The organism is Myxacorys sp. (assembly GCF_059501405.1).
The window spans coordinates 1-25,476 of sequence record NZ_JCACCM010000047.1 but is presented as its reverse complement, the minus strand read 5'-3'; the positions used below and the strand labels follow the sequence as shown (position 1 = coordinate 25,476).

At 48.3% G+C, this 25,476-nt stretch carries 27 protein-coding genes; 17 read left to right on the top strand and 10 right to left on the bottom strand.

The window, feature by feature from the left end:
- Nucleotides 1-57: 57 nt before the first annotated feature.
- Genes AC5I6P_RS04530 through AC5I6P_RS04520 form a run of 3 tightly spaced genes read right to left on the bottom strand, consistent with a single transcriptional unit; the run spans nucleotide 58 to nucleotide 2,235 of the window.
- A complete protein-coding gene (locus tag AC5I6P_RS04530; protein WP_495692571.1) occupies nucleotides 58-351 on the bottom strand; it encodes a hypothetical protein in 294 nt (97 codons plus the stop codon).
- Nucleotides 352-386: 35 nt separating this feature from the next.
- The gene (gene sufB / locus AC5I6P_RS04525) at nucleotides 387-1,823 is read right to left on the bottom strand and encodes a Fe-S cluster assembly protein SufB (RefSeq protein WP_495692570.1); all 1,437 of its coding nucleotides are present in this window, start codon (nucleotides 1,821-1,823) and stop codon (nucleotides 387-389) included.
- Between the two features lie 49 nt (nucleotides 1,824-1,872).
- Nucleotides 1,873-2,235: a ferredoxin thioredoxin reductase catalytic beta subunit gene (locus AC5I6P_RS04520; protein WP_495692569.1), complete on the bottom strand. Its 363-nt coding sequence runs from the start codon at nucleotides 2,233-2,235 to the stop codon at nucleotides 1,873-1,875.
- Between the two features lie 279 nt (nucleotides 2,236-2,514).
- On the opposite strand from AC5I6P_RS04520, the gene sufR reads away from it, so the two are divergent.
- Genes sufR through AC5I6P_RS04505 form a run of 3 tightly spaced genes read left to right on the top strand, consistent with a single transcriptional unit; the run spans nucleotide 2,515 to nucleotide 3,898 of the window.
- Entirely contained in the window at nucleotides 2,515-3,159 is a 645-nt protein-coding gene (gene sufR / locus AC5I6P_RS04515; RefSeq protein WP_495692568.1) for an iron-sulfur cluster biosynthesis transcriptional regulator SufR, read from the top strand.
- Nucleotides 3,160-3,195: 36 nt separating this feature from the next.
- Nucleotides 3,196-3,510 carry a hypothetical protein gene (locus AC5I6P_RS04510; RefSeq protein ID WP_495692567.1) on the top strand — a complete coding sequence of 105 codons (315 nt, stop codon included), beginning with the start codon at nucleotides 3,196-3,198 and terminating at the stop codon, nucleotides 3,508-3,510.
- 16 nt (nucleotides 3,511-3,526) lie between these two features.
- A complete protein-coding gene (locus AC5I6P_RS04505) occupies nucleotides 3,527-3,898 on the top strand; it encodes an NDH complex assembly factor CRR9 (RefSeq protein WP_495692566.1) in 372 nt (123 codons plus the stop codon).
- A 252-nt stretch (nucleotides 3,899-4,150) separates the two neighbouring features.
- Here the strand turns inward: AC5I6P_RS04505 and gatB are convergent, their stop codons facing one another.
- Complete coding sequence (gene gatB / locus AC5I6P_RS04500) at nucleotides 4,151-5,656, bottom strand: Asp-tRNA(Asn)/Glu-tRNA(Gln) amidotransferase subunit GatB (protein WP_495692565.1); 1,506 nt, start codon at nucleotides 5,654-5,656, stop codon at nucleotides 4,151-4,153.
- Nucleotides 5,657-5,834: 178 nt separating this feature from the next.
- Here gatB and AC5I6P_RS04495 point away from each other — a divergent pair, with 178 nt between their 5' ends.
- Nucleotides 5,835-7,724, top strand: a complete 1,890-nt coding sequence (locus AC5I6P_RS04495) for a serine/threonine phosphatase (protein ID WP_495692564.1) — start codon at nucleotides 5,835-5,837, stop codon at nucleotides 7,722-7,724.
- 266 nt (nucleotides 7,725-7,990) lie between these two features.
- On the opposite strand, the gene AC5I6P_RS04490 is transcribed toward AC5I6P_RS04495, so the two are convergent.
- On the bottom strand, nucleotides 7,991-8,215 hold the full coding sequence (locus tag AC5I6P_RS04490) for a DUF4327 family protein (RefSeq protein WP_495692563.1): 225 nt from the start codon (nucleotides 8,213-8,215) through the stop codon (nucleotides 7,991-7,993).
- A 298-nt stretch (nucleotides 8,216-8,513) separates the two neighbouring features.
- A complete protein-coding gene (gene cimA, locus AC5I6P_RS04485) occupies nucleotides 8,514-10,148 on the bottom strand; it encodes a citramalate synthase (RefSeq protein WP_495692562.1) in 1,635 nt (544 codons plus the stop codon).
- Nucleotides 10,149-10,843: 695 nt separating this feature from the next.
- Between cimA and msrA the strand changes: the two genes are divergently transcribed.
- Nucleotides 10,844-11,506 (top strand): peptide-methionine (S)-S-oxide reductase MsrA, encoded by a 663-nt coding sequence (msrA, locus tag AC5I6P_RS04480; protein WP_495692561.1) that lies wholly within the window; start codon nucleotides 10,844-10,846, stop codon nucleotides 11,504-11,506.
- A gap of 101 nt (nucleotides 11,507-11,607) precedes the next feature.
- On the opposite strand, the gene AC5I6P_RS04475 is transcribed toward msrA, so the two are convergent.
- The gene (locus AC5I6P_RS04475) at nucleotides 11,608-12,621 is read right to left on the bottom strand and encodes an ABC transporter ATP-binding protein (protein ID WP_495692560.1); all 1,014 of its coding nucleotides are present in this window, start codon (nucleotides 12,619-12,621) and stop codon (nucleotides 11,608-11,610) included.
- A 160-nt stretch (nucleotides 12,622-12,781) separates the two neighbouring features.
- On the opposite strand from AC5I6P_RS04475, the gene AC5I6P_RS04470 reads away from it, so the two are divergent.
- Both AC5I6P_RS04470 and AC5I6P_RS04465 read left to right on the top strand, forming a co-directional pair.
- Nucleotides 12,782-12,928, top strand: coding sequence for a hypothetical protein (locus AC5I6P_RS04470; RefSeq protein ID WP_495692559.1), 147 nt, complete (start codon nucleotides 12,782-12,784; stop codon nucleotides 12,926-12,928).
- Nucleotides 12,929-12,955: 27 nt separating this feature from the next.
- Nucleotides 12,956-13,270, top strand: a complete 315-nt coding sequence (locus AC5I6P_RS04465) for a HigA family addiction module antitoxin (protein WP_495692558.1) — start codon at nucleotides 12,956-12,958, stop codon at nucleotides 13,268-13,270.
- An 11-nt stretch (nucleotides 13,271-13,281) separates the two neighbouring features.
- Here the strand turns inward: AC5I6P_RS04465 and AC5I6P_RS04460 are convergent, their stop codons facing one another.
- The gene (locus AC5I6P_RS04460; RefSeq protein ID WP_495692557.1) at nucleotides 13,282-14,925 is read right to left on the bottom strand and encodes a YcjF family protein; all 1,644 of its coding nucleotides are present in this window, start codon (nucleotides 14,923-14,925) and stop codon (nucleotides 13,282-13,284) included.
- 229 nt (nucleotides 14,926-15,154) lie between these two features.
- Between AC5I6P_RS04460 and AC5I6P_RS04455 the strand changes: the two genes are divergently transcribed.
- On the top strand, nucleotides 15,155-15,673 hold the full coding sequence (locus AC5I6P_RS04455; protein WP_495692556.1) for a DUF937 domain-containing protein: 519 nt from the start codon (nucleotides 15,155-15,157) through the stop codon (nucleotides 15,671-15,673).
- A 108-nt stretch (nucleotides 15,674-15,781) separates the two neighbouring features.
- On the opposite strand, the gene rbp is transcribed toward AC5I6P_RS04455, so the two are convergent.
- Entirely contained in the window at nucleotides 15,782-16,078 is a 297-nt protein-coding gene (gene rbp / locus AC5I6P_RS04450) for an RNA-binding regulator (protein ID WP_495692555.1), read from the bottom strand.
- 518 nt (nucleotides 16,079-16,596) lie between these two features.
- On the opposite strand from rbp, the gene pstS reads away from it, so the two are divergent.
- The 5 genes from pstS (at nucleotide 16,597) to psb27 (ending at nucleotide 21,325) form a co-directional block, all read left to right on the top strand.
- Nucleotides 16,597-17,712, top strand: a complete 1,116-nt coding sequence (gene pstS / locus AC5I6P_RS04445) for a phosphate ABC transporter substrate-binding protein PstS (protein ID WP_495692554.1) — start codon at nucleotides 16,597-16,599, stop codon at nucleotides 17,710-17,712.
- A 135-nt stretch (nucleotides 17,713-17,847) separates the two neighbouring features.
- Nucleotides 17,848-18,804, top strand: a complete 957-nt coding sequence (pstC, locus tag AC5I6P_RS04440; RefSeq protein ID WP_495692553.1) for a phosphate ABC transporter permease subunit PstC — start codon at nucleotides 17,848-17,850, stop codon at nucleotides 18,802-18,804.
- Nucleotides 18,805-18,901: 97 nt separating this feature from the next.
- Nucleotides 18,902-19,789: a phosphate ABC transporter permease PstA gene (pstA, locus tag AC5I6P_RS04435; RefSeq protein WP_495692552.1), complete on the top strand. Its 888-nt coding sequence runs from the start codon at nucleotides 18,902-18,904 to the stop codon at nucleotides 19,787-19,789.
- A gap of 128 nt (nucleotides 19,790-19,917) precedes the next feature.
- Nucleotides 19,918-20,724: a phosphate ABC transporter ATP-binding protein PstB gene (gene pstB, locus AC5I6P_RS04430; RefSeq protein ID WP_495692551.1), complete on the top strand. Its 807-nt coding sequence runs from the start codon at nucleotides 19,918-19,920 to the stop codon at nucleotides 20,722-20,724.
- A 205-nt stretch (nucleotides 20,725-20,929) separates the two neighbouring features.
- Entirely contained in the window at nucleotides 20,930-21,325 is a 396-nt protein-coding gene (gene psb27 / locus AC5I6P_RS04425; RefSeq protein WP_495692550.1) for a photosystem II protein Psb27, read from the top strand.
- Between the two features lie 91 nt (nucleotides 21,326-21,416).
- Here psb27 and AC5I6P_RS04420 read toward each other — a convergent pair whose 3' ends face one another.
- Nucleotides 21,417-22,445 carry an adenosine deaminase gene (locus tag AC5I6P_RS04420; RefSeq protein ID WP_495692549.1) on the bottom strand — a complete coding sequence of 343 codons (1,029 nt, stop codon included), beginning with the start codon at nucleotides 22,443-22,445 and terminating at the stop codon, nucleotides 21,417-21,419.
- A gap of 223 nt (nucleotides 22,446-22,668) precedes the next feature.
- Between AC5I6P_RS04420 and ccsB the strand changes: the two genes are divergently transcribed.
- The 4 genes from ccsB to AC5I6P_RS04400 all read left to right on the top strand — a co-directional run bounded on the left by ccsB (nucleotide 22,669) and on the right by AC5I6P_RS04400 (nucleotide 25,446).
- Nucleotides 22,669-23,643: a c-type cytochrome biogenesis protein CcsB gene (gene ccsB / locus AC5I6P_RS04415; RefSeq protein WP_495692548.1), complete on the top strand. Its 975-nt coding sequence runs from the start codon at nucleotides 22,669-22,671 to the stop codon at nucleotides 23,641-23,643.
- A 196-nt stretch (nucleotides 23,644-23,839) separates the two neighbouring features.
- A complete protein-coding gene (locus AC5I6P_RS04410; RefSeq protein ID WP_495692547.1) occupies nucleotides 23,840-24,205 on the top strand; it encodes a KGK domain-containing protein in 366 nt (121 codons plus the stop codon).
- Nucleotides 24,206-24,208: 3 nt separating this feature from the next.
- Nucleotides 24,209-25,198 (top strand): tRNA lysidine(34) synthetase TilS, encoded by a 990-nt coding sequence (tilS, locus tag AC5I6P_RS04405; RefSeq protein WP_495692546.1) that lies wholly within the window; start codon nucleotides 24,209-24,211, stop codon nucleotides 25,196-25,198.
- Nucleotides 25,171-25,446, top strand: a complete 276-nt coding sequence (locus AC5I6P_RS04400; protein WP_495692545.1) for a hypothetical protein — start codon at nucleotides 25,171-25,173, stop codon at nucleotides 25,444-25,446. Before tilS ends, AC5I6P_RS04400 begins: the two co-directional genes overlap by 28 nt.
- The last annotated feature ends 30 nt before the right edge of the window (nucleotides 25,447-25,476 follow it).

Genomic DNA, 25,476 nt, shown 5'->3' with positions numbered 1-25,476 from the left:
CTTTCAGAATTGACGATCAGCCGCTCCCGCTTGGGATCGATCAAGACATCTATCCCTTCAATTGGAATCGCGCCCAGCAACACCTGTTTTGATTCGGGAGTGAGGGGTTCCTTCAGACACGCTAGAACTATCAACAAACTCTGCCCCAATATCGTTGAGCTTACGAAGCGCTAATTGTTGTCTCACAAAGCCTGAAATCGCCAGCATGGTAGCACCGCTATCTAGAAGCGCCGACAACGTACAACGCCGCATCTGATCCTCTTGAAGAAACCCTTCTTGCACCAGAATGACATCTGCGCCCCGTACTAATTCAATCCCTGCGAATCCCAATCCCATGCTTGCCGATTCCACCTGTTCCCCCCAATTGAAGCAGGAACCATATCTCTCTAACCTACGCTGCCTTCTAGCTTGAGGCTGAGCAGACGATCTGCCTCAACCGCAAACTCCATCGGCAACTGGTTAAATACATCCTTGCAGAAACCGCTAATCATCATCGAGATAGCATCTTCTTGAGAAATGCCCCGTTGAGCAAAGTAGAACAACTGGTCTTCGCCAATTTTAGAGGTGGAAGCTTCGTGTTCAACCTTGCTTCCGTTGTTTTGCACTTGAATGTAAGGAAAGGTATTGGCTTGGGCATTGTCGCCAATTAGCATCGAGTCACACTGCGAGTAGTTGCGTGCGCCTGCTGCTTTAGGGCTGATCTTCACTAAGCCGCGATAGCTATTCTTTGAATTTCCCGCCGAAATTCCCTTAGAAATAATCGTGCTGCGAGTATTCTTGCCAACGTGAACCATTTTGGTTCCAGTATCGGCTTGCTGATAGTGATTCGTCAGAGCCACCGAGTAGAATTCGCCAACCGAATTATCGCCAGCTAACACACAGCTTGGATATTTCCAGGTAATAGCAGAACCTGTCTCTACTTGAGTCCAAGAGATTTTAGAATTCACGCCTTGGCACAACCCGCGCTTGGTCACGAAGTTGTAGATGCCACCTTTGCCGTTTTCGTCTCCGGCATACCAGTTCTGCACAGTTGAGTATTTGATATCGGCATTATCTAGCGCCACTAACTCTACAACCGCCGCATGAAGCTGGTTAGTGTCATACATTGGAGCGGTACAGCCTTCGAGATAGCTCACTTGGCTGCCTTCTTCGGCCACAATCAACGTCCGCTCAAACTGACCAGAATCTCCGTTATTGATGCGGAAATAAGTAGACAACTCCATTGGACAAGCGACGCCTTTAGGAATGAACACAAAGGAGCCATCGCTAAACACTGCCGCATTCAGAGCCGCAAAGAAATTGTCGCCAGCCGGAACAACGCTTCCCAAATACTTCTTCACGAGTTCGGGATGCTCTTTTACCGCTTCCGAGATTGAGCAGAAGATAACGCCCTTTTCTGCCAGCTTCTCCTTAAACGTAGTTGCGACAGAAACGCTGTCAAAAATCGCATCGACTGCAACGTTGGTCAAGCGCTTTTGCTCAGACAGAGAAATGCCGAGCTTCTCAAAGGTTTCTAGAAGCTCTGGATCAACTTCGTCCAGGCTCTTTTTCTTCTCTGATACTTTAGGCGCAGAGTAATAGATGATGTCTTGATAGTTAATCGCTGGATAATCAACTAATGCCCAGGTTGGCTCTACCATCTTGAGCCACTGGCGATAAGCTTTTAGCCGAAACTGGAGCATCCAGTCTGGCTCTTCTTTCTTGGCAGAAATCAGACGGACGGTGTCTTCACTTAGCCCACGAGGAAGAGTATCGGATTCAATATTGGTGATGAATCCGTACTTGTAGGGCTGATTGACGAGGCTTTGAACGGTTGCACTCATGGTTAAAGTAGTGTTCTCAGGTCTAGAGAGGTTTGTCAAAAAGAAATGGTTAGCTGTGATTGGTGACAGTACGAATTTCGTCGAATCCAATATCTTGCCGTTCACCCGCAAAATCGTTGTCTGGCGTCAAGAACAACATGCAGTGGCATTCTTTGCGCTCTCGCATTGGTACACAGGGGCAATTCCAGTAAGCGACGGCGACCTCGGCTTCTTTGTCTTCGTAATGCCGACAAGGGCAAAGCGGTGCGCCTAAGTCATCTTTGTGCTTGGCAAGTCCCTCGATTACGACGGCAGTTACACCCGGATCGACACAAAAATAAGTCCCCGTTCGCTTCGCATACTGCTCTGAGAAATGCCGCATTGCTTCGAGGCTTTTATCTGATGCTTGCGTAGTTTGATCTTGAGTATTCATAAGCCAAAACGACAGTACATCCGATAGATCTTATAATTAAAACAACACACTTGTTGCGCAACTTCTATTGTAGAATACTTTGACAACTTAGATGTTGTCAAAGTCATCTTTTTAGGACGTGGGGAATGTGTAGGGAAATCCGGTAGATCAAGCTGGATTGCACCAGACACAACAGCGCTATAACTAAAGCACAGTAATTTTTTATCCCACCCCTTTTAGCTACCGTCTTGATCGCACCGACTTTTGCCAAGTGTTAGCCAGCGTTGTGAGAACACAAGGATGACCCCAATTCAGCAGCAATCCACAAAACAGGACATCCTGCAACACCTTTTGAAGCAGGGTCAGGCAACGGCCCAAGAGTTGTCGGAGCAGTTGCAGGTCAGTCCGCAAGCCATTCGGCGTCATTTAAAAGATTTGGAAACAGAAGGATTGATTTTGCATCAGGTGGTGCAGGCTGGAATGGGGCGTCCCAATTTTGTCTACGAGTTAAGCCGCGTCGGGCGATCGCAGTTTCCCGATCGCTATGATGATTTCGCTGTTTCGCTACTTGATACGTTGGCAGAAACGGTGAGCCAAGACCAGATGAAAACGATTTTACGAAAACAGTGGGAGCGTAAGGCGATAGAGTATCGCGATCGTGTCGGCACTGGCTCGCTTGCAGAGCGAGTTGCAAAATTGGTCGAACTGAGAAAGCAAGAAGGCTATATGGCCGAATGCCATCCGGTCGAGTCGGAAGGTGCGGATCTAAAATATGTTCTGACTGAGTATAACTGCGCGATCTCTCACATTGCAGAGTCGTTTCCGAGCGTTTGCGGCCATGAGCTAGAAATGTTTGCGTTGGCACTACAAGGATGCACAGTCGAGCGGACGCATTGGCTGGTAGAGGGCGAGCATCGCTGTGGTTATTTAATTCAAGTAAAATAACTGAGTTGGGTTGTAGATGTCATTCTAATTTTTAGCTTGGGCGAGGTCTGGACTGAAGAAATAGAACTTGCTGAGGAAGGGATTGAGCCAGTTGAACCGGTTCTTCCTGTTAAAAATATCAATGCTTGGCTTGCGCAGCAAAGCTATTCCCCTCTTGAGAATTTGAATCAGTATGTTAATACTGGCAAAGTTATGGGAACCCGTATTTATGGCGGTGCATACAATTTCTTAAGGATTTGGGAGTTTATTGAAGTTGTAAAAGCTCAGTCTTGGCAAGAGCCGCAGAATGTTCAGCTACTTATTCAGGATGAGCCTGATGAGCGATTCACCTTGTACACCTTGTCTGACTAATGAAACCTAATTTTTTATGCAGTCTCCAACAGAATTTTTAACTCCTGAAGAATCGGCGGAAGTGGATAAAGCGCTGTTGACTTCAAAAGACAAATTTGCGACGCGAGTCGCCCTGTATTCGCTACGATCGCTGAAAAAAATCTCCTCCGAATCGGGACAAGCGATCGCGAATCTCAACCCGAATCAAATTGAAGATTGGATCTACCAAGACGAGAGTTTGCAGGGCGCGATCGACAACGAGTTCAAACGATTTTTTACGCAGCTTGTGATTTCTGCTAACAAACCTTTGACGTTAGCTGCACAGGATAGCGGAATTGCGATCGAAAATCTTACCGTTCCCCAGGTTGTGGCTTGGTTCGAGAAAGAAGCGAAATCTCGTTTAGGATAAAATTTCTTCGGACGGCGAAAGCCGTTGCTTTAAAAAGAAAAAAGGAGGCGTCGTACTAACACGACTCCCCCTGTCATCAGGGTGCATCTACTTATCACAGTATGCCATCGAAGGGGTGGGGGGAGTAACCCCTTTCCCTCTTCTTCGTCAAAAATACACTGAGTTTTTGCCAGAAATTCATAAAAATCGGTATTTCCTCGGTAGTAGGGTTTGGCTCACCCTATCCAACGCGGCGCTACTGAATTTCAAGCCTCAGGCGTTGAGCTTCTTTGCCAAAAGCTGGTTGGTCAGCTTCGGATCTGCCCGTCCTCCTGTTTGCTTCATGACTTTTCCCACAAAGAAGCCAAGAAGCTTGGTTTTCCCTGCACGATACTGCTCTAACTCGTTGGGATTTTCTGCCAGCACTGCCTCGATCGCGGCTTCGATCGCGCCCGTATCCGAAATTTGGATCAAGCCTTTGCTCTCGACGAGTTCTTTGGCAGAACCGCCTTTTGCTAGCAGTTCTGGCAGAATGTCTTTCGCAATTTTGTTGCTAATCGTTCCGGCTTCAATCAGACCAATCAGTTCACTCAGGGATTCTGGCTTGAGCGGAATTTCCGTGATGCTGAGCCGCTCATTGTTAAGATAGGCGCTAATGTCGCCCATAATCCAGTTGGCAGCGAGTTTAGGATTCGCTTTTGCGGCAACGGTCGCTTCAAAATAGTCTGCGATCGCACGGTCATCGGTCAGTACTCGCGCATCATACGGTGAAAGCCCCAAGGTTTTCTCATAGTAAGGACGCTTCTGATAGGGAAGTTGCGGAAGCTCTGAGCGCCACGTTTCAAGCTGCTGAGGGGACACTTCAATCGGACCCAAGTCAGGTTCTGGAAAATAGCGGTAATCGCTCGATCCTTCTTTGACCCGCATTGTGATCGTGCGCTGAGCGCCTTCTTCCCACAACCGAGTTTCTTGCAAAATTCGCTCCCCAGTCTCGATCGCACGAATTTGTCGATCAATCTCGTAATCGATCGCTTTCTGGATCGCGCTGAACGAGTTCATGTTTTTGATTTCGACCTTCGTGCCGAACTCTTTCTGCCCAATCGGGCGCACTGAGATATTCACATCGCAGCGCAGCGATCCTTCTTGCATGTTGCCATCGCTCACACCCAAATAGAGCATGATCCGGCGCAATTCTTGAGCGTATTCGGCGGCTTCTTGTCCGGTTCGCATATCCGGCTCAGACACGATCTCGACAAGGGGCACCCCAGCGCGATTGTAGTCTACCAAGGAATAGGTCGAGCCAGATAAACGGTCACTTCCTCCATGCACCAGTTTCCCGGCATCCTCTTCCATATGGAGGCGAGTAATCCCAATTCGCTTTGTAATTGACTGACCATTTTCATCGAGCAATGGCTTACCCGTGCTGTCGGTAATTTCGATTTCTAGCCACCCGTGTTCTGCGATCGGCAAATCGAATTGCGAAATCTGATAATTTTTTGGTAGATCAGGATAAAAATATTGCTTGCGATCGAACTTACTGTAAGGCGCGATCTGACAGTTAAGCGCCAGCCCTGCTTTTACAGCATACTCCAGCACCTTTTGATTGAGAACCGGCAGCACTCCCGGCAGTCCCATACAGACCGGATCAATATTAATGTTTGGATCAGCTGTAAATTTCGCAGAGCTATCTGAGAAGATCTTGGTTTCGGTACTCAACTGACAGTGAGTTTCAAGTCCGATAACAGCTTCGTACTGAGTTTTTGTAATCGCAGTGGTCATAGATTCATTGCATCTGCAAAGTCTGGCTCTATTGTACAGGGATGAAGGATGAGGGATGAAGGATGAAAGCCGAACCTTTGCAGGAGATGAGGGATGAATCCTTCTAAAAATCAAAGCACCATCACTAAAAATGTGCGTAAGATTGGAATGTCTCCATCCCAGTGAGAAGTAGAGATCAATGCTTGTTTGCTCTCAGTGTCAGTCTGAAAATCCAGACGCTCACGAATTCTGTCAGGTGTGCGGAATGTCTCTCACGGAAAAATCCTGTCCAGGTTGTGATGCTTTGGTACTGCTTGCTGCTGAAAGATGTTCTCAGTGCGGTACTGTAACGGGAACGATCTTGTTAGCAATTTGTGATATTCATCCTCTCAAAGCAACTGCAGTTAGCGATTGTCGCAACCCTGAAGGAACCAAAAAAGATTCGGCAGCATTGAAGTATTTAGATCCTGCCTGTCGATATCAGATTTTGTCAGCGTTTCAAGAAACTGACCTAGGCAGCGAATGCCTGGTATTGGATACTCAGCCCCTCCAGCCACCTTTTTTTGACGAGTCTCAACCCTTGTCCGAACTTGCTAGTCCCTATCTTCATTTACCTGAATTGCATCAGGTACTGCCTGCGGTATATGACGCTTGGCAGCAGAGCGATTCTTCTGGAGTTGTCAGCGGAGCTAACATTTTGCTGCTAGAAGAGCGATCGCACCTGCTGCAACTCACAGACTTCATGACCCAAAACAACGACACTGTACCCATGCTGCAAATCTTGCACTGGTTCTACGAAATGGTAGACCTGTGGGAAATGCTAGATCCGTGGCGAATGCGGCAAAGTCTTTTAGAGTTGCCCAATCTTCGGTTGGATGAAGATCAGGTACTGTGTTTACAGCGATTGTATCCTGACCCTCCGAGCGAACTGACGTTGAGAAACTTGGGTACAATTTGGCAGTTACTGCTAGCCCGTCTGTCTCAAACTCAATCGGCTGATCTGCATTTACTGATTGCAGATGTTTTAGTAGAGGCAGTCGTGACGGTTGAAGACCTGCGATCGCGGCTCAGAACGCTTGCCCAAGAGTTTCAAGATACTCCCCCTCCGGCCATCACCATGTCTGAATCTATGTCTGAGTTACCTCCGAATTCTGAACCCGCCTCTTCATTAGAGGCGACAACCGAACCGATAGACGCCGCAGTTGACGCGGACGACTTGCCCACCGTCGTTTTGCCGATGCAGCTATTCAGCCTAGATGATGCTGGACGAACAGATATTGGACGGCAGCGCGATCACAACGAAGATTGCTTTAGCATTGATACGCAAGTCGCAAAAACTCATTTATCTTCTGGTAAAGCGGTACGAGCGCGGGGCTTGTATGTGCTGTGTGATGGTATGGGCGGACATGCAAGTGGCGAAGTGGCAAGTCAGTTAGCCGCAGATACGTTACGCAGCTATTTTCAGCAGTATTGGCAACAGGCCGCAGAGACTGGAGCAGATGCCAAGCTGCCGCCCGCAGACGTCATTCGGGAGGCGATCCAGCGTGCGAACAAAGCAATCTATGATGTGAATCAAACCAATGCCCGGTCGGGAAGCGGCAGAATGGGAACGACAATGGTGCTGCTGCTGTTGCAAGATACGGAAATTGCGATCGCGCATGTGGGTGATAGTCGTCTTTACCGCTATACGCGCAAGCGTGGCTTAGAGCAACTCACACTCGATCACGAAGTAGGGCAGCGTGAAATTCTGCGCGGGGTTGAACCTGAAATTGCCTATAGTCGTCCAGATGCGTATCAGCTAACGCAAGCGTTGGGACCGAGAGACGAACACTTCATTCACCCAGACGTGCAGTATTTTGAGATTAACGAAGATGCGGTGATTATTCTAGCATCGGATGGACTAACCGATAACAATCTACTGGAACAGAATTGGCAAACCCACATTGATCCGCTGGTGAGTTCGCAGACCAATTTAGATCAAGGCGTGAGTAAGCTGATTGATTTAGCCAATCAGCTCAATGGGCACGATAACATCACCGCGATCGCGATTCGAGCCAAAGTACGCCCTAATTTAGGACACTTGCGCTAACTTAAAGCGCAAGAATTCTGAAATAGCATCACTCATATCTTGAAGGTGAGATTTGGCTGTCCAGCGCGATCGCCGTAATTCAGCACCCTGACGTTAGTAGATCATTCTTGACTACCAAAAGCTTCTTGAGTAAGCTTCCTGTCTATAAAGCAGCGTTACAGGATTAGTCCAAGACTACGGTTTGTCAATTGCAAATTGTCCAATGGTGACGTGAAGATGACTTCAATGCTTTACAAGAAGCACTTTAAAGGCTCTTGTTTCATCCCTCATCCCTCGTCTTCTTCCCACGTATCAACAGCAAGTAAAGCGCTTACTGGATCTTTCATTGAGAATTCAAACGAAAGCAATTCTTGCTTCCAATACGCCCACTCATCTCCGTAAAGGAGTGCAATCTTCCACAAACCATCGGTAGATTTTATCAGTTTAGAATCAACAAGTTTTTGAACTTGACGCTGCAATTTCTCCATTGGGTGTGCGACCTGTTGGCTCATACGATTCCTTGATTCCTTTTTTAAGAATTAAATTGTTGAAGTTTCTAAATGTGGGCATCTTGGTGATAGCATCGCAACGTGTATCGTGGCTATCCAAGACCTTACAACTTCTAATGGTATCGTACTTTCTTACTGTTGTGGCAATTAATATTTCTGCCTATAGTCTAATTTTTTTGCCTGTAGTTATGCTCAAAACTATCCGCAACATCTGGAAGAACTTCAGCGTTACAGGAGCTTGGTTGAAACGAAAGCATCTTCATGTTGGGACGAAGATACTCCTCTAACCATCAGTGCAATCCTACGTTGTCAGCACTGTCTTTGCTTGGTGCTGTAAAAACAGCCCATACTCCAATCCTTCGACTACTGCTTGGTAAGACGCTTCCAGAATATTGCATGATACTCCAACGGTTCGCCAGCGCTGAAAGCCATTGCTCGACTCAATCAACACGCGAGTATTAGCTGATGTTCCGGCAGCGCCATCTAAAATTCGGACTTTATAATCGGTGAGATGGAACGCTTGAATTTCTGGGTAGAACGTTACGAGCGCTTTCCGCAACGCTGCATCGAGAGCAGAGACCGGACCGTTTCCTTCCGCCGCTTCAAGAATGTTGTTTCCATTCACTCTAACTTTCACCGTTGCCAGCGACTGGCTGCGCCAATCTCCCACTGAACACACGGGCAGTGGAATTCCGGGCAGCATATCATAGTGCACCTGAAATCCTTTGACCTCGAATGGGGAATGCCGTTGTCCTAATGCCTCACGCATCAGTAATTCAAAGCTCGCTTCTGCCGCTTCAAATTGATAGCCTTCGTGTTCTAAATGCTTCAGCCGCTCTAAAATTTGGCGGCAGGCAGGATTGTTCTTATCGAGGTCAATGCCTAGCGATCGCGCTTTCGCTAAGACATTGCTCATGCCCGCTTGCTCAGAAATCACAATCCGCCGACCATTGCCCACTAATTCTGGTGCAATGTGTTCATACGTAATCGGGTTTCGCTCGACCGCGCTGACGTGTAATCCGCCTTTGTGAGCGAAAGCAGATAATCCGACAAAAGCCGCATGATCATCAGGGGCAAGGTTGGCAACTTCGCTCACAAATCGACTGGTTGCTGTCAAGTGCGCAAGCTGTGCGGGCGCTAAGCAGTCATAGCCTAATTTAAGCTGCAAATTGGGAATGAGCGAACAGAGATTGGCATTGCCGCAGCGCTCGCCATAGCCGTTGATTGTTCCTTGCACCATTCGCGCCCCGGCTTGTACCCCTGCGATCGCATTTGCAACCGCAAGTTCTCCATCGTTGTGAGTGTGGATGCCGAATTGAGCGGCAGGAAGATATTCTAGAACCGCCTGAATAATTTGAGCGATTTCGTGGGGCAACGTTCCGCCATTCGTGTCACATAGGGTTAGCCACTCCGCTCCAGCATCATGAGCGGCTTTCAGCGTTTCTAATGCATAGGTTGGATTGTATTTAAACCCATCAAACCAGTGTTCGGCATCGTATACCACTCGTCGATCGTGACTGCGTAGATACGAAATCGTATCTCGAATCATGGCTAGGTTTTCGTCTAGCGAGGTTTTGAGTCCCTCTGTGACTTGTAAATCCCAAGACTTACCGACGATTGTCACCCACCGAGTCCCGGCAGCGAGGATGGGTTGCAGCATTGGATCGGTTGCCGCCGTTTTACCAGGGCGACGAGTAAAGCAAAAGGCAACAACCTCTGCTTGGCTGAGCGGTTCTTCTTTCAGTTGCCAGAAGAACTGCACATCTTTCGGATTTGCACCGGGCCATCCTCCCTCAATGAAGGGCACACCCAATTGATCTAATTGCCGCGCAATCCGCAGCTTGTCTGAAATAGATAGCGTCAAGCCTTCGCGCTGAGCGCCATCACGCAAGGTGGTGTCGTAGATGCAGATCTGGTGAGTCGATTGGGCAGTCATAAAGGGAATTCTTGCGGTGAGAGAGGCTTGAAGCTCAGTGAATGCAACCTATTGCTTCCTATTCAATCTAAAGCATTGCTTGTCACCAAGGAAGGCGAAACAGAGCGCTTTCTCTCAACTTATTGTTAAAAACCTTGTTAAAAATTGTCTACGATGATGTCATTGGATTGGATCTGTAGTGATGCCCAATCTACTACTCATGTTTCCCTGTACGAGCAAGATTCTACGCTATGGATTGGCGATTACGCAGAGTACAACTCTGAAGCAAACGCAGCATTGATGCAAGAAGCATTTTCGATAGTCACATTGCCAAATATGAACACTCTAAGTTCTTGAAGATTGTTTATTCCTGTTTCTCATGGTCAAGCCGCGATCGCGGCTTCACGATTTGAGAACAGTTGCAATAATTGGCAACGCAAATGCAAATATCACTAACATCGCTAAGGCAAACACCAGAATCTACAGTTGCGATTTGTGTTGCCAACGTATAAGCACAAGAACAATCTCAAACAAATACGATTGGCTACTAAGTAAGTATTTATTCACCTGTCAAAGAACTCTATGGAAACTCTAATACCACGTTTAGATTGCTCTCAGATTTGAGCGCGAGAATAGCGAGTATTGGAAGCCATCAAATCATGGATTGAGCTACCATAAAGAAAAGTAAAGCAGTCTGAAAAGAAGAGTTTAAAGCCATGGTGCTATTTGGATTTGGCAAAAAATCATCGCTTCCGACACCAGAAGAAGCACTGCCCGGACGCGCAACTCCAATGCCCGTTCCCGCAAAGCATTTTGTGAATGGTAATCCGCTCAAGCCTCCCTTCCCTGCCGGAATGCAGATGGCGATGTTTGGGTTGGGGTGCTTTTGGGGTGCGGAGCGAGTCTTTTGGAAGCAAGATGGCGTGTTTACAACGGCTGTTGGTTATGCGGCAGGCGTGACACCAAACCCGACCTACCAGGAAGTCTGCTCTGGAATGACGGGTCATAATGAAGTTGTTTTGGTTGTGTTTGATCCCAACGTGATCAGCTACGAGCAACTGCTGAAGGTCTTTTGGGAAAGCCACAATCCGACTCAAGGAATGCGCCAAGGCAACGATCGCGGGACGCAATATCGATCGGGCATTTATGTCTACTCCGATGAACAACGTCAACAGGCAGAAGCCTCTCGTGATGCCTATCAAAAAGAGCTTCAAAAGGCGGGTTACGGCGAAATCACGACGGAGATCTTAGAAGCTCCTGAGTTTTACTACGCGGAAGATTACCACCAGCAATATCTAGCAAAGAATCCTGGTGGATATTGTGGTTTGGGCGGTACTAAGGTTTGCTATCCCGAGACGGCTGAGGTTAGCGAAAAGTAGTAAGCGATTGAATTAAAGGTTTGAGACGGGATGGACATTTCATCCCGTCTTTTTTTGGTTAACAACTGGCAGAACGCCGTCCTTCAACGTTGCACTCTGCGCTAATCGTTGGGAGCTTCGCGAAGTGAATCGCGCAATTTCTGCACAAAAAATTCTTCTAGCGACGGTCGTGCCAGTTGGATGGACACCAATTGGGCGTTCATGAGGCGCACACTCGCCATAAAGTCCTGCGGTTCCCCAAGCAGATGCCCGATCCACAACCCGTCTTGAAACTCCACATCGGGAACGCGCTGACGCAGTAGATCAGGATTGCCACCTTTGACCACGACGCGATACTGTTCGGCTACGCCTAACAACTCTTGCATTGAGCCGATCGCAATTAATTCGCCGCCAGCCAGCAATGCTACGCGATCGCAGATCTTCTCGACATCCGACAACACATGACTGTTAAAGAAGATCGTTTTGCCTTGCCTTTTGAGCGAGCCAATGATCTCGCGCATTTGATAACGACCGAGCGGGTCGAGTCCTGACATCGGTTCATCTAAAAACACAAGCTCTGGATCGTTGATCAGCGCTTGTGCTAGACCGATGCGTTGCAGCATTCCTTTCGAGTAGCGGCGTAATTGTTTTTTCTTCGCATCCGATTTCGCTAAGCCAACGAGATCCAATAGTTCAGGAATGCGTTTACGAACATGCGATCGCGGCAGGCGAAACAACCCTGCGGTAAATTCAAGAATTTCCCACCCAGTGAGGTAATCGTAGAAATAAGGATTTTCAGGCAGGTATCCGATGTTTTGCTTGACACTGCGATCGCCTAGGGGTTGACCGAGCAGGGTTGCCCGTCCCGCTGTTGGACGCACAATTCCCAGCAGCGCTTTGAGCAGCGTTGTTTTACCTGCTCCATTTTGCCCTAGTAATCCGAAGGTTTCGCCTTCATACACGGTTAGCGTCACTTTCTTCAGCGATGTCACCTTCTGATTCAGCCAAAATCCGGTTCGATAAGTCTTACTCAGTTCGTAGGTTTGCAGCGCGATCGCCCGGTTGGCATCGGTAGTAGAAGTTAGAGGATCAACAGCAGTATCCATACGGAAGGTTACAGAATAGCGTGTTGCCATTAAAACATCCAATCCGATTTTCGATGCATGGATTTTTGGGTTGAGTGCGATTAGGGCAAAGCGCAACTTCAGGGAAAACGGCTTTGCCAAACTCCGAACGATCGCCGCAGTGAAATTTTGCTTACACTGAATGTAAGGACGTTTGGCTCTAATTCTATTTATGAATCGCTCAAAGTTTGTCGCTATTTTGACTGGCGTTATTTCTCTAATTCTGGGAATCGCGTATTTAATGCTGGTTCAACTGCTGGATCTACGGGGCGAAATGATTCCTGCGCCGATTAGTTTACTCCCATTCTGGTTTCACTAGAAACGTTGTGTGACGCAGAGAGATTATATGAAAGACATACAAGATATGATTCAGGGGAGGCGCATAAGACCAGTACATCCTGGTGAAGTCATTTCAGATGTGCTTGAAGATCTCGAAATGACTCAAACAAACTTTGCTGAAATTTTTGGAGTATCTCGGCGTACTATCAACGAAATTGTTCAGGGCCGAAGACCCGTTACGGTAGATATGGCGATTCGCATTGGGAAAGCATTGGGGAATGGTCCTCAGTTTTGGCTTAATCTTCAGCAAAAAGTTGATATCTGGGATGCAATCCAAGCTCATGAAGAAGACTATAGTAGAGTGACCACGATCGCATCATGAGATGCCGCTTTCTACTGCCAGTCATCGATCGTCTCTTCATCTGAATCAGTCCGAATTTCAACTCGCTCCGGTGCTTGAATCGGTTTCATCGGTTGCCGTAACTCCAAGGGTTCCATTTCACCCGGATCGATTTCATTTTCTCCGCGAATATCAAGTTGCAACGGCTTCACCACTTTTGCGATCGCGTCTTGCACAAATGACTTAATAAACTCGTCGCGTCGATTCAGTTGAAACTGACGTTGTACCACTTCCGTAATACCGCCATCGCCCCAATCTTGATCATGGCGGAAATATTCAATAAAGCTTTTACCTGCGATCCGAGTCAAATAGGCTGCACTCACGCCTTGAATCACTCTTCCGGCTAAAAACCCTGCCACACTGAGCTGAAGTGCCTTACTTAAAAGGTCGATCGCACCTTTGACAACGCCTAAACTAACCAGCGTTTTCGCGAGCGAAAACGCCAACTCTCGCCCCCGCTCCATGTTAATGTCACAGCCATACACTCGCCCGATCTCAACCACCATCTGAGCATTAACCGCCGCTGTTGCCAACAAATCCACTACCGGAAGCGGCGTCACTGAAATGACGCCCGCCCCGATCCACTGAAAGCGCTCTACGATTTTTTCGGCCTGTCGTCGCCGTTGTCCGTCAATCAGTCGCCGTGCTTCTTCTCCCAAGCGCTGCGACTGAAGCAGAATGTTGTCGGCTAACAAATCATCGCCCTCGGCTCTCAGGACAGCAGCAAGTCGGCGGATCAACGGCATCACGTCTGGTTCGGGATGCAGCGTTTCGCCCGTTTCCATACGGAAGGGTTGAGGATTTGCCGCGATCGCAATTACATCATTGTGATTGACAATGCCACGAACCCGCTCTCTCAATCGCGCCTGAATCGTTTCTAAATCTTGCTCGGTATAGAGATCGGCTTTATTGAGAATGACTAGCGATCGCTTGCCAATTTCCGCCAGCATCTTTAGCGGATCGTATTCCGATTGCCGCAAATCGTTATCGAGAACAAAGATCAGCAAATCTGCTTCAGTTGCCAATCGACGCGCCAATTTTTCTCGTTCTGTTCCCGCAACGCCCGCTTCTAAAATTCCAGGCGTATCAGTGATGAGAATCTCGCGATCGACGCCTTTTAGTTTCAATCGATAAGTTTCTCCAACTTCTGTTGTGCCCATTGGTGCGCCGACCTGCCCAACCATCCGACCCATCAGCGCATTGACCAGGGAGGTTTTGCCCGATGATCCTGTGCCAAACACGACAACCATGACTTCCCCGCGAGCCAGATTTTGTTCAATCTCTCGCGATCGCATCAGCAGTTCTTGCTTCGTCACCTCATCTTGAATCTGAGCGACCTGCTGCCGTACCGCTTGCAGGTTTTCTCCTGCCGCTTCAACTTTGTCTTGTGAAACCTTTGGCGTAACTCGCCGCCGACTTCGCTTGCGCTGCTGATTTGGTAATAAGAAAAAATAATAGATAAACGCCGCGATCAAGGTTCCCAACAAGCCAATGATCAGCAGAATCACGATCGCACCCAGAAACGGGTAATACGCCAACAAATACCACAAGCGATTTAGCGAATCGATTAACCAAATCACCAGCCCTAAGATCAGCGCCACCCCAAAAATTAGCGTTAGAAGTCGTGACAGAGGCATGGAAACTACTCAACACAGAGAAAAGATCGGAACGCCCGATGTACTGTCTTATTCTCCTTTATTCCTTAAGCTACAACAGCCTCTAGAGAATGAAAGCTTGATTATGCTGCCTGACTTGCTATATTCGGGCACCCAAGTGATGGTAACGGAACACTCTTGACTTTACACAGCAAAGTTTTTACCGTTTAGAGGTTAATCACTCTCTAAAATCGTTTTGGAATAAAGATCTATGAGCCTTTTCGACCAAATTCTAGGTGCTGTTAGCAATCCTCAACAGCAAGCTTCTCCAGATCAATTGGGAAGCATCTTGGGTGTTGCACAACAAGTCGCAGGCAATCATGGCATGGATGGTAATGCAACTCAAGCAATCATGTCTATTTTAGGCGGACACGTGCGATCGTCGTTGCAAAACCAGCAAGGCAATAATCCCCAAGATGTCGTCAATCAGTTCGCTGGACTGGGCAGCAATCCGCAAGCTGTTCAGTCTCTATTTCCAGGAGGACAGCAGCAACAAGTTGCTCAAGATATTTCGCAGCGCACCGGGTTTGACACCAATACAATTCTGTCAATGCTGCCTGTTTTAGTGCCCTTAGCTCTAAATCTATTGCAGAGCGGAAATTCTACTGGAGGAGTGCAGCAATCCGGTAATCCTGTTCTGAATGCATTTTTGGATTCTAACCGGGATGGAAATGTTGATTTGGGGGATGCGATGGGTTTAGCGGGACAGTTCCTCAGTCAGCGACGTTAGAACCAGCGACGTTAGAAAGAGTGTCTCAGTCGTAGCGCACTCCATAACAAATGCGCCTATCTGAACAAGATAGGCGCACATAATTTTGTGAGTTGGTTTTGTGAGTTGTTAGTAATTGTCTCGGCTAAAATTTCTGCCACTACCGCTTACCCCTGCCCGAGGTTCGCGCGGCTTTGCTTTATTTACCTTTAATTCGCGACCGAGCCACTCGGCTCCATCAAGCGCGGCGATCGCTGCATCTTCCTGCGTGTCATCCACCATCTCAACAAAGGCAAATCCACGCTTCCTGCCCGTTTCTCGGTCAGTGGGAAGGCTGACTCGGCTGACTTCACCGTATTCAGCAAAGACTTCCTTTAAATCCTCTTCAGTCGCCTGAAAAGATAGATTTCCAATATAAATAGTCACGCTTCTCTCCAAACAAATCTTGTGAGGGCGAACTCGGTTAAAGCTGTGGGAGCAGGGGCATTGGCACTACTCAAAATAGCCCAGCCGAACTCTTGGTTTGGAGATTATTATAACTGACTCTCTCGATCCTGAGAAGCATACTCAATGCATTTCGTCTAGCTATAAAAATAGGAATTTCGATTGTCTGTCCAATCGATTCTTATGAAAGAAGCTAAAGTGTTTATGCTGAACAATTTTTAACCTGAAATCGTTCAATAGTTAAAAAAAGATGAGTGTTTACCTAAACTTAACCTAAGTTGTAAACCTTAACATTCAAAAAAAACGTAGATGGTCTAGGGCATTCTGGTAGAAACTGCCGGAAGTTATTGAATAATTAATAGCCGTAGTTTTGTTATAGCTCAAGGAAAACACTGTAAATTAAATATTGGTTGAGGCAAAAAATAAATCTGCCTTAACCTTGTCTTTAAGGTCAGGGTGTATCCTGAGAGGGATATCACTTGCCCTGCACTAACGTTTTTATGTCTTTTCTAGTGAGCAAAACTCGTCGGACACTGTTCTCTACCTCTGCGATCGCGCTAGTGGTTGGTCTTGCATCTTGTACTCCCAATACCCCAACCGCTCCCCCCCCTCAAGCAGGCGGAAGCCCCGCAGCTGCACCTGCGGCAGGAGGAAATACGTTAACGGTGAGTGGTGCGGGTGCAACTGCTCCTAATCCGCTCTATCAGCGTTGGTTCCAAGAATACAACAGACAAAATCCCACGGTTCAAATTAGCTATGATTCTGTAGGCAGTGGTGCGGGTGTCAGGCGCTTTCTAGATGGAACCGTTAATTTTGGTGCAACGGATTCTCCTCTAAAAGAAGAGGAGCGTCAAAAGATTCCTGCCGCTCGTGGTCAAGCTGTTCAAGTCCCTTCAACAGGTTTATTTGTCGTATTTGCCTACAACTTGGATGGCGTCGAGAATCTCAAACTATCGCGCGAAGCCTTTTGCGGCATCACGGACGGTTCGATTAAGACGTGGAACGATGCCAAGATTACCAAAGACAATGCTGGGGTGAATCTGCCTGCTGATCCGATTACATTTGTTCACCGCTCGGACGGAAGTGGAACCACGGATATCTTTACCAAGCACCTCGTTAAAGCCTGCCCGAACTGGAAGGCGGGAGCAGGAAAAACGGTTGAGTGGTCCACTGGAACGGGGGCAAAAGGCAACGAAGGGGTGTCAGCTCAAATTCAGCAAACCAAAGGCGCGATTGGCTACACCGAGTATTCCTATGCCAACGAGACGAAGCTGAAAATGGCGTCTATCCAAAACAAGGCGGGCGACTTCATCACGCCGACTCCTGATGCAGCCGCAAAAGCATTAGTCGGTGCTCAAGTCCCAGCTGATTTTGCCCTGTCTGTGCCCGATCCAGAGCAAAAAGATGCTTACCCGATTGTCAGCTTAACCTGGCTGCTGTTCTATGAGAATCCTCAAGAGCCAGCTAAAACTAAAGCAATGACCGAATTTATGAAGTGGGCTTATTCCGAGCCGGGTAAGCAAATTGCCACCGAACTGGGATATATTCCTCTACCAGATGATTTATCAACGAAGGCAGCGTCCGCGTTAGATACAATTAAAGTAGCAGCGAAGTAACTTCACAATTTAGCCTAGGGGTTGAGTGCTATTGTCGTCTCATTGGTTGATTCCACGATGAACCGATAACAGCACTTGACTGCCTCCTTGAACGATTTGTGACGCTCCCCTTAACCTTTTTTGCCAGCAGGTATTATGGCTTCGACAACTGATCACTCTTCGCCAATGAATCGTAAGCGATCGGCGGCAACTCGATTGATCGACGATGGATTTGTCTGGGGTACGACGGCGATCGCGATCGCCGTCGGGTTGCTTTTAGCCGTGATTGCGCTGCAAGTTGGAGAAGATGCTCTCCCAGCAATTCAGAAATTTGGGCTGGGTTTTCTGGTTTCCAACCGATGGAGCGTCATTGATGGCGAATTTGGTGCATTGACCCAAATCTACGGCACGCTCGTCACCTCATTCATTGCCCTCCTCATTGCCGTACCCATCGGAGTTGGAGTGGCAATTTTCTTGAGCGAAGATTTCTTGCCCCCTCGAATCAAGCAGCCGATTGTTTTTTTAGTTGAACTGCTGGCAGCCATTCCTAGCGTCGTCTATGGGCTTTGGGGAATTTTTGTCTTGATTCCTTTTCTCAGTCCAATCGGGATCTGGTTAAACGCAAACTTGGGCTGGATTCCGCTCTTTAGCACCGCTCCGGCAGGTCCTGGTATCTATGCCGCCGGGCTTGTTCTAGCGATCATGATTTTGCCTATTATTGCCGCGATCTCCCGGGATGCTATGGTCGCCGTACCGGCTGAATTGCGCCAAGCCGCCTATGGTTTGGGGGCTACTCGCTGGGAAACGATCTTCCAGATTCTTTTGCCAGCAGGATTTTCTGGTATTGCTGGCGGTGTGATGTTAGCGCTTGGTCGAGCGATGGGCGAAACGATGGCAGTCACTATGCTGATTGGTAACTCCAACACGATCGACTCATTTTCTATCTTGTCTCAAGGCTCAACTGTTTCTTCGCTGTTGGCAAACCAGTTTGCGGAAGCGGGGGGACTTCAGGTTTCTGCCTTGATGTACGCTGCGTTGGTGCTGTTTGGCCTGACACTGGTGGTGAACGTTTTAGCTGAGATTGTGGTTCGCCGCTTTAGTTTGAAACTGTAAGCGAGGCGATAGTTTTGTGAAACTGGAAATTTGCAAAATTGAGACCTTAACTTAAGACCTGAGACTGTGAATTCGTTGAATTTTAGGAACCGTTGACATGCCTGCTCCAGACTTTGCCGCTGCTCGAGGCCCCAGGAGTTTGAACCGATCGCCTACCTCACCCCGGACGCTGTTTGCTTCTGCAATGACGGTACTCTCAGTTCTATTTACCCTGCTTGCCCTGATTCCGTTGGTTGCAGTGTTAGCTTATGTGGTAGTCAATGGCTTACCTCGGCTAGACATTGCAGCATTTACCCAACTTCCCCCTGCTCCTGGGTTGCGCGGTGGCGGCTTTGGAAATGCGCTGCTTGGCACGCTCTTAACGGTTGTGATCGCGGCTGCTATCAGCATTCCATTTGGGGTCGTCGCCGCCATCTATCTCTCAGAATTTGGTCGCGATACCCGGCTTGCAGAATGGGTAAACTTCTTCACTAACGTGCTGAGCGGCGTTCCCTCGATCGTGATCGGGGCATTCGCTTATGCCGTTGTTGTGCTGACCACCGGAACGTTTTCTGCCGTGGCAGGGGGGGTAGCGCTGGCGATTTTGATGCTGCCGACCATTGTCCGCACAGCGGCAGAAGCTTTAGAAGCTGTGCCCAACGATTTTCGGCAAGCTGCGATCGGGCTAGGAGCAACTCGGCTGCAGACGACGCTGAAAATTGTTTTGCCTGCTGCTGTTCCAGCTATTCTAACGGGGATCATGCTAGCGATCGCCCGCGCAGCAGGCGAAACGGCCCCAGTTTTGTTTACTGCCTCATTTAGCCGATACTGGAATACCACGGTTTGGCAACCGACTGCCACTCTGTCACGCTTGGTATTTGACTTTGCAACAGCTCCTTACGCAAGCCAACAACAATTGGCTTGGACGGGTTCTCTAGTCCTCGTGGCGTTGGTGCTTGTAACGAGCATATTGTCTCGCTTGGTCACTCAGCGAAGACGTAAGTGATTGCCAGCCTTCGCTTGGGTCACGCTTGCTGCGATTGGCTCTGCCAAGCTTCGGAGGATCGCATCTGATCTATCTAGTCTGATTCTGTTCGATTCTCGACTAGTCTTCTTTCACTCAGTGAGACGTTTATGACTTCCCGACTTCAAAGCGCCCGCCAAACCGATTCCGTTTTCCACACCGAAGATCTCAATATTTACTACGGCAACTTTCTAGCCGTTCGAGATCTCTCGATCGATATTGCCAAAAATTCGATCACGGCCTTTATCGGACCATCTGGCTGCGGCAAAAGCACTGTTCTTCGCTGTTTCAATCGGCTCAATGACTTGATCAAGTCATTTCACATTAAAGGCAAGATTTACTATCACGACCAAGATTTATATGCCTCAGAGATTGACCCGGTAGAAGTGCGTCGACAGGTTGGCATGGTATTTCAGAAGCCGAATCCGTTTCCGAAATCAATTTATGACAACATCGCGTTTGGACCTCGGCTGCTGGGTTATAAGGGCGACATGGATGAACTCGTCGAGCAATCGCTTAAGCAAGCGGCGCTTTGGGACGATGTGAAAGATAAGCTCAAAGCGTTTGGAACTGACCTTTCTGGTGGACAGCAGCAGCGCTTGTGCATCGCTAGAGCCATTGCCGTTCAGCCAGATGTCATTTTGATGGATGAACCTTGTTCTGCTCTCGACCCGATTTCAACCCTCAAAATTGAAGATCTGCTGCAAGAACTCAAAGAGAAATACACGATCATGATCGTGACTCACAACATGCAGCAAGCCTCTCGTGCCTCTGATTACACGGCATTCTTTAACGTAGAAGCTAATAGCAAAGGGCAGCGAACCGGATACGTTGTGGAATACGATCGCACGGAGGCAATTTTTCAGAGTCCTAAAGAACAAGCAACCCAAGCTTATGTCAGTGGACGTTTCGGTTAATCAAGCCGATTGAAGTTTTACAACCGCTGGAGAGACACCTAATCGTCTTTCCAGCGGTTGTTTTTAGCCCAGTTCTAACTCTAGGTAGAAAATTGGGTGTAGATTCTGTGGCAAACTTGCGGAGCGACGTTATGGTGATCCCGCTGTTCCTAATCACGGTAGGATTAAAAAACTGTTACTTTTATTCACTCACACGTAAAGGCTTATGAAGCGCTATTTGTCTCGCCTGCTGGCTTTGGTGTTAGTAGCGGCGGTCGCTCTTGTGGGGTGTTCTTCGCCCAATGGGCTGACGGGTAATTATAGAGAAGATACCCTGTCCGTTATCAGCACTTTGAAAGCCGCGATCGATCTGCCTCAAGACGATCCGGCTCGAATTCCGGCGCAAAACAGTGCCCGTCAGTTGATCAATGACTTTGCCTCTCGCTACCGTCAAGATTCTAGTCTGACCAAGCTGAGTTCGTTCACTACAATGCGGACAGCGCTCAACTCTCTGGCAGGTCACTATAGCTCCTATCCAAATCGCCCAGTTCCTCAGAAGCTAAAAGATCGCGTTGCCCAAGAATTTCAGCAGGTCGAACTTTCACTTAAGCGTGGGACTTGATTCAATTTAGCCGTGAATTGAGAAAAGGCTCTAGATCTTAATCGAGCTGAATTGAAGTTCAACGTTTAAGATCTAAAGTCTTTTTAAAGGGTTAACTTGCTGTTGCATCCGTCATTAAGATTCGATTGAGCAAAGAGGCGGGGCGCTGAGCATATCTCCACGCAAATGCATGACGGAAAGCAGCATCTTGGCAGGCTTGCAGTTCCTTAAAGCCGATAATGTCTTGCGTCAGCAACGTTTCATACTCAAACGGCAGCCGCACATCGTTGAGACCTGCGTTATCAGTGCAAATTGCGATATCTACGCTTGCCTCGAAACAGGAGTCGAACACATGCTTCAGTTGCCGTAAGTCTTGCAATGTTCCCGTTTTTAGGTAAGTGGTTGGGCACACTTCGAGGCACTGCTGACGTTCGGCGACTTCCTTAAGCAAATGAGGATGCTGCAACGGAATTTGAATTCCGTGCCCGATTCGCATCAAATATGGCAGAAGCTTTGGGTAATGCCCATCGGTTGTCTCGTACAAATGACAGGTTGTATTGAGATCTAGCGATCGCGCATAGGCATACAATTCAACAAACTCATCCAACCGCTCTGCATAATGGGCATCACCTCCGGCTAAATCAATTCCACAAACGTATTCTCGCGATTGCGCTGCTAAATCGACTAGGGCGCGATTCACCTCATAGGGTAGGCGCGAATGCATACACAGAATTTGGCTACTGACGATGGGATATTCTTTTAACTGACTTGCTTTACCCACAATTTCGATAATCTGAGCCATTTGGTCAATGCGCTCTGACTGAGTGAGTGTAGGGTTTGTTCTCAAGAACGGCGTATAGCGCAACTCTAAATAGGCCAAATTCTCGAAAATATAGGCTCCGCGCATTAAGCGGTAAATGAAATACGGCAGTGCATCCGCTGTCTGCACGCCTTCGACTAGAGTATGCAGTTCTAAGTATTCATCTAACGTATTTCGAGGACGAGTATAAAAATCCTCGAATTCGGGATATTCAGTGAAGCGCTCAATGAGTTCTGATTCGTTGCGTTGTAGGTAGCGCCACAAGACTCGCGGCACAACTGACCCACCGAGATGACGATGTAATTCTGCGTATAAAGCCACAAGCACCTCTTCCGATTCTGATAATTCTTTCTATTGTGGCGTCTATACCTAGAATTGTCCGGCAGTGATAGATACCAACAAGAAGAATTCAGAAAAAAATAGGTTTTGTACAAGAGGTCAAGATCGATCTTTCACAAAGAGTGATTTTCCGGGGCTTTCCTCACTCATTTACAATGATCAATAGATGCTAAAGTCTGCTGATTGCAGGGGGAAAAAACACGACATGGATTTGGTCGCACTTCAAAGCATATTAGACAACGTTTCATTTGCGGTTCTGTTCGTGACGATGCTGGTTTATTGGGTCGGAGCTGCTTTTCCGCAATCCTACCTCGCAAGCTTGGGAACTGCAGGAATGGCGATCGCAAACCTTTCCACTGCCGTCCTACTGGGCGCACGCTGGCTAGAAGCGGGTTATTTCCCCCTCAGCAACTTGTACGAATCGCTATTTTTTCTCGTGTGGGGTATCACCACGATGCACCTAGTTGCCGAGCAGATGAGCGGCAGTCGGCTAGTTGGGGTGGTGACGGCTCCGGTGGCGATGGCAATTACAGCGTTTGCGGCTCTGACGTTGCCAGACACGATGCAAGCGTCCGCTCCGCTGGTACCAGCGCTGAAGTCTAACTGGCTGATGATGCATGTCAGCGTCATGATGTTGAGCTATGCCACATTGATGGTCGGGGCACTGCTGGCGATCGCGTTTCTCGTGGTCACGCGGGGTCAGAATGTCGAGTTGCGCGGAAGTTCGGTCGGTACGGGCAGTTATCGAGAGCGCTCCTACCAGTTGCGTCGAGCAGAACCAATAGAGACTCCGATTCAAGGAGGCGGAACTGCCGTTTTAAATTCAGTCTCGGCTGAAGCAACCCTCTCCCCGCAGCGACTTAGCCTCGCAGATACGTTAGACAATATCAGCTACCGCGTCATTGGACTCGGATTTCCCCTCCTCACGATCGGCATCATCGCTGGGGCTGTCTGGGCGAACGAAGCCTGGGGCTCTTACTGGAGTTGGGATCCGAAAGAAACATGGGCAATGATCACTTGGCTTGTGTTTGCGGCCTATCTTCATGCCCGTATCACTAAAGGTTGGCAAGGTCGGCGTCCGGCAATTCTTGCAGCAGCAGGGTTTGTCGTCGTATGGATCTGCTACTTAGGTGTCAATCTTCTGGGTAAAGGGCTTCATAGCTACGGTTGGTTTCTATAATTTAGGATTTGCACAAAGGTTTCCCGTTGGCAACGGATGGCGGGTATCTTCAAGAGGCTTCGCCTGCGGATTTAACAGAGTCACACTTCAACTTCAGCCAGAACCGTGCATGGGATACATCCCGATCAAATCCGTTGCCGATGCGTAAGTCCTATAATTCACACATTCAGAACGAGATTGAGAGCGAACTATCACTATGGATAACGGATTTGTACCTTTGAACGATGATGAAGTATTGTTTACCGATCGCGGTCGGGTCTTGATGTCGAATCCGACGTTCAAGGTCAGCGAATTTCTCGACCAGTTGGCTCAAGCCGTCAGCGATCGTCAAGGTGACTGGACAGAAGAGAATGAAGCGTGGTTTGGCGATGGACTCCCGTGTGAAGCGCTGCGCTTTACGTCTGGTGGTTGGCAGCGCGGTAGAGTCCGCATTCGCCTAGAATTCATGCCACTCAAGCCGCCCGGAACCCTGCCAGAACGTTCTTCTGCTCGTCCAGAACCGCTTGATAAGCTGCGTCCGCGCCCAATTGACGATATTTACTCTGACGATAGCGATTATTGATCGATGAGCCGTCTCCTCTGGACACCGCTTCATGTTCGCCTGCATCAAACAATTCGTCAGCGCATGTTGCTGAAACCAGATCAAGCAGTTCTGATGGCGGTTTCTGGAGGTCAGGATTCGATTTGTCTGGCTCGATTGCTGCTTGATTTGCAGGCGAAGTGGAAGTGGAAGCTGGCGATCGCGCATTGCGATCATCGCTGGCGTTTGGATGCTCAAGCCAATGCAGATCATGTGGCTCACGTTGCTAAGACCTGGAATCTACCGTTCTATTTAGAAATAGCCCAACAGGTTCCGGCAAGTGAGGCCGAGGCGCGAGTGTGGCGCTATGACGTGTTGAGTGCGATCGCGAATGAAGAAGGGTATAGTGCGATCGCCACTGGGCACACCACCAGCGATCGGGCGGAGACGTTGCTATTCAACTTGATGCGAGGCAGTGGATCTGATGGGCTGCGATCGCTCGGCTGGATGCGTTTGCTCAGCCCGACCCTAACTTTGGTTCGTCCTTTGCTAGAGACAACTCGAACTGAAACGGGCGAGTTTTGCCAACACGCTAATCTTCCAATTTGGGAAGATTCGACTAATCAAGACCTCCGCTATGCACGGAACCGAATTCGTCACGAGCTATTGCCCTATCTCAAAACTCACTTCAATTCTCAAACAGAGCGGCATCTTGCTCAAACGGTGGAACTTTTGAGTGCGGAGGTGGACTATCTCGAAGCAGAAGCCTCTACCTTGCGCGAAAAAGCGGCTGATTTGGATGATTCCCGTTTGAACCGCCAAATTTTGAGGCAAGCACCCCTTGCGCTGCAACGTCGAGCGGTGCGGCAGTTTTTACAGAAAACTCTCCAGTTCAACCCAAATTTTGAGCAGGTTGAAAAGTTTATGGCGTTGGTTTCTGCACCTAATCGGACGCGGACTGATCCGTTTTTGAAGGATGCGATCGCAGAAGTTGAGGGCGATTGGATTTGGCTCAGAAACTTAGTCAAAAATTAGCTTGTTTTCAAGCAGTCATTCAATTAGCCAAACTGTGCGATCGCACCCTCATTCATCCCATCAAAGCGAAACCTGCGATCGCACTCCTAGGTTCTGTTGACCTTTCAGCGAAGTTCAATCAGCAAGGCTGTGAAATAAACAAAGCTCAGAAAATTCTTGGCGGTCTTCTCGAAGCGAGAAAAGACCCGGCGAAAGTGCTTGAGCTTGTTGAACCAGCACTCAATTATAGCTACTGCCAGTTTAGTTAGGACATAGACTAAGAAGAGTGGTGATAGAGG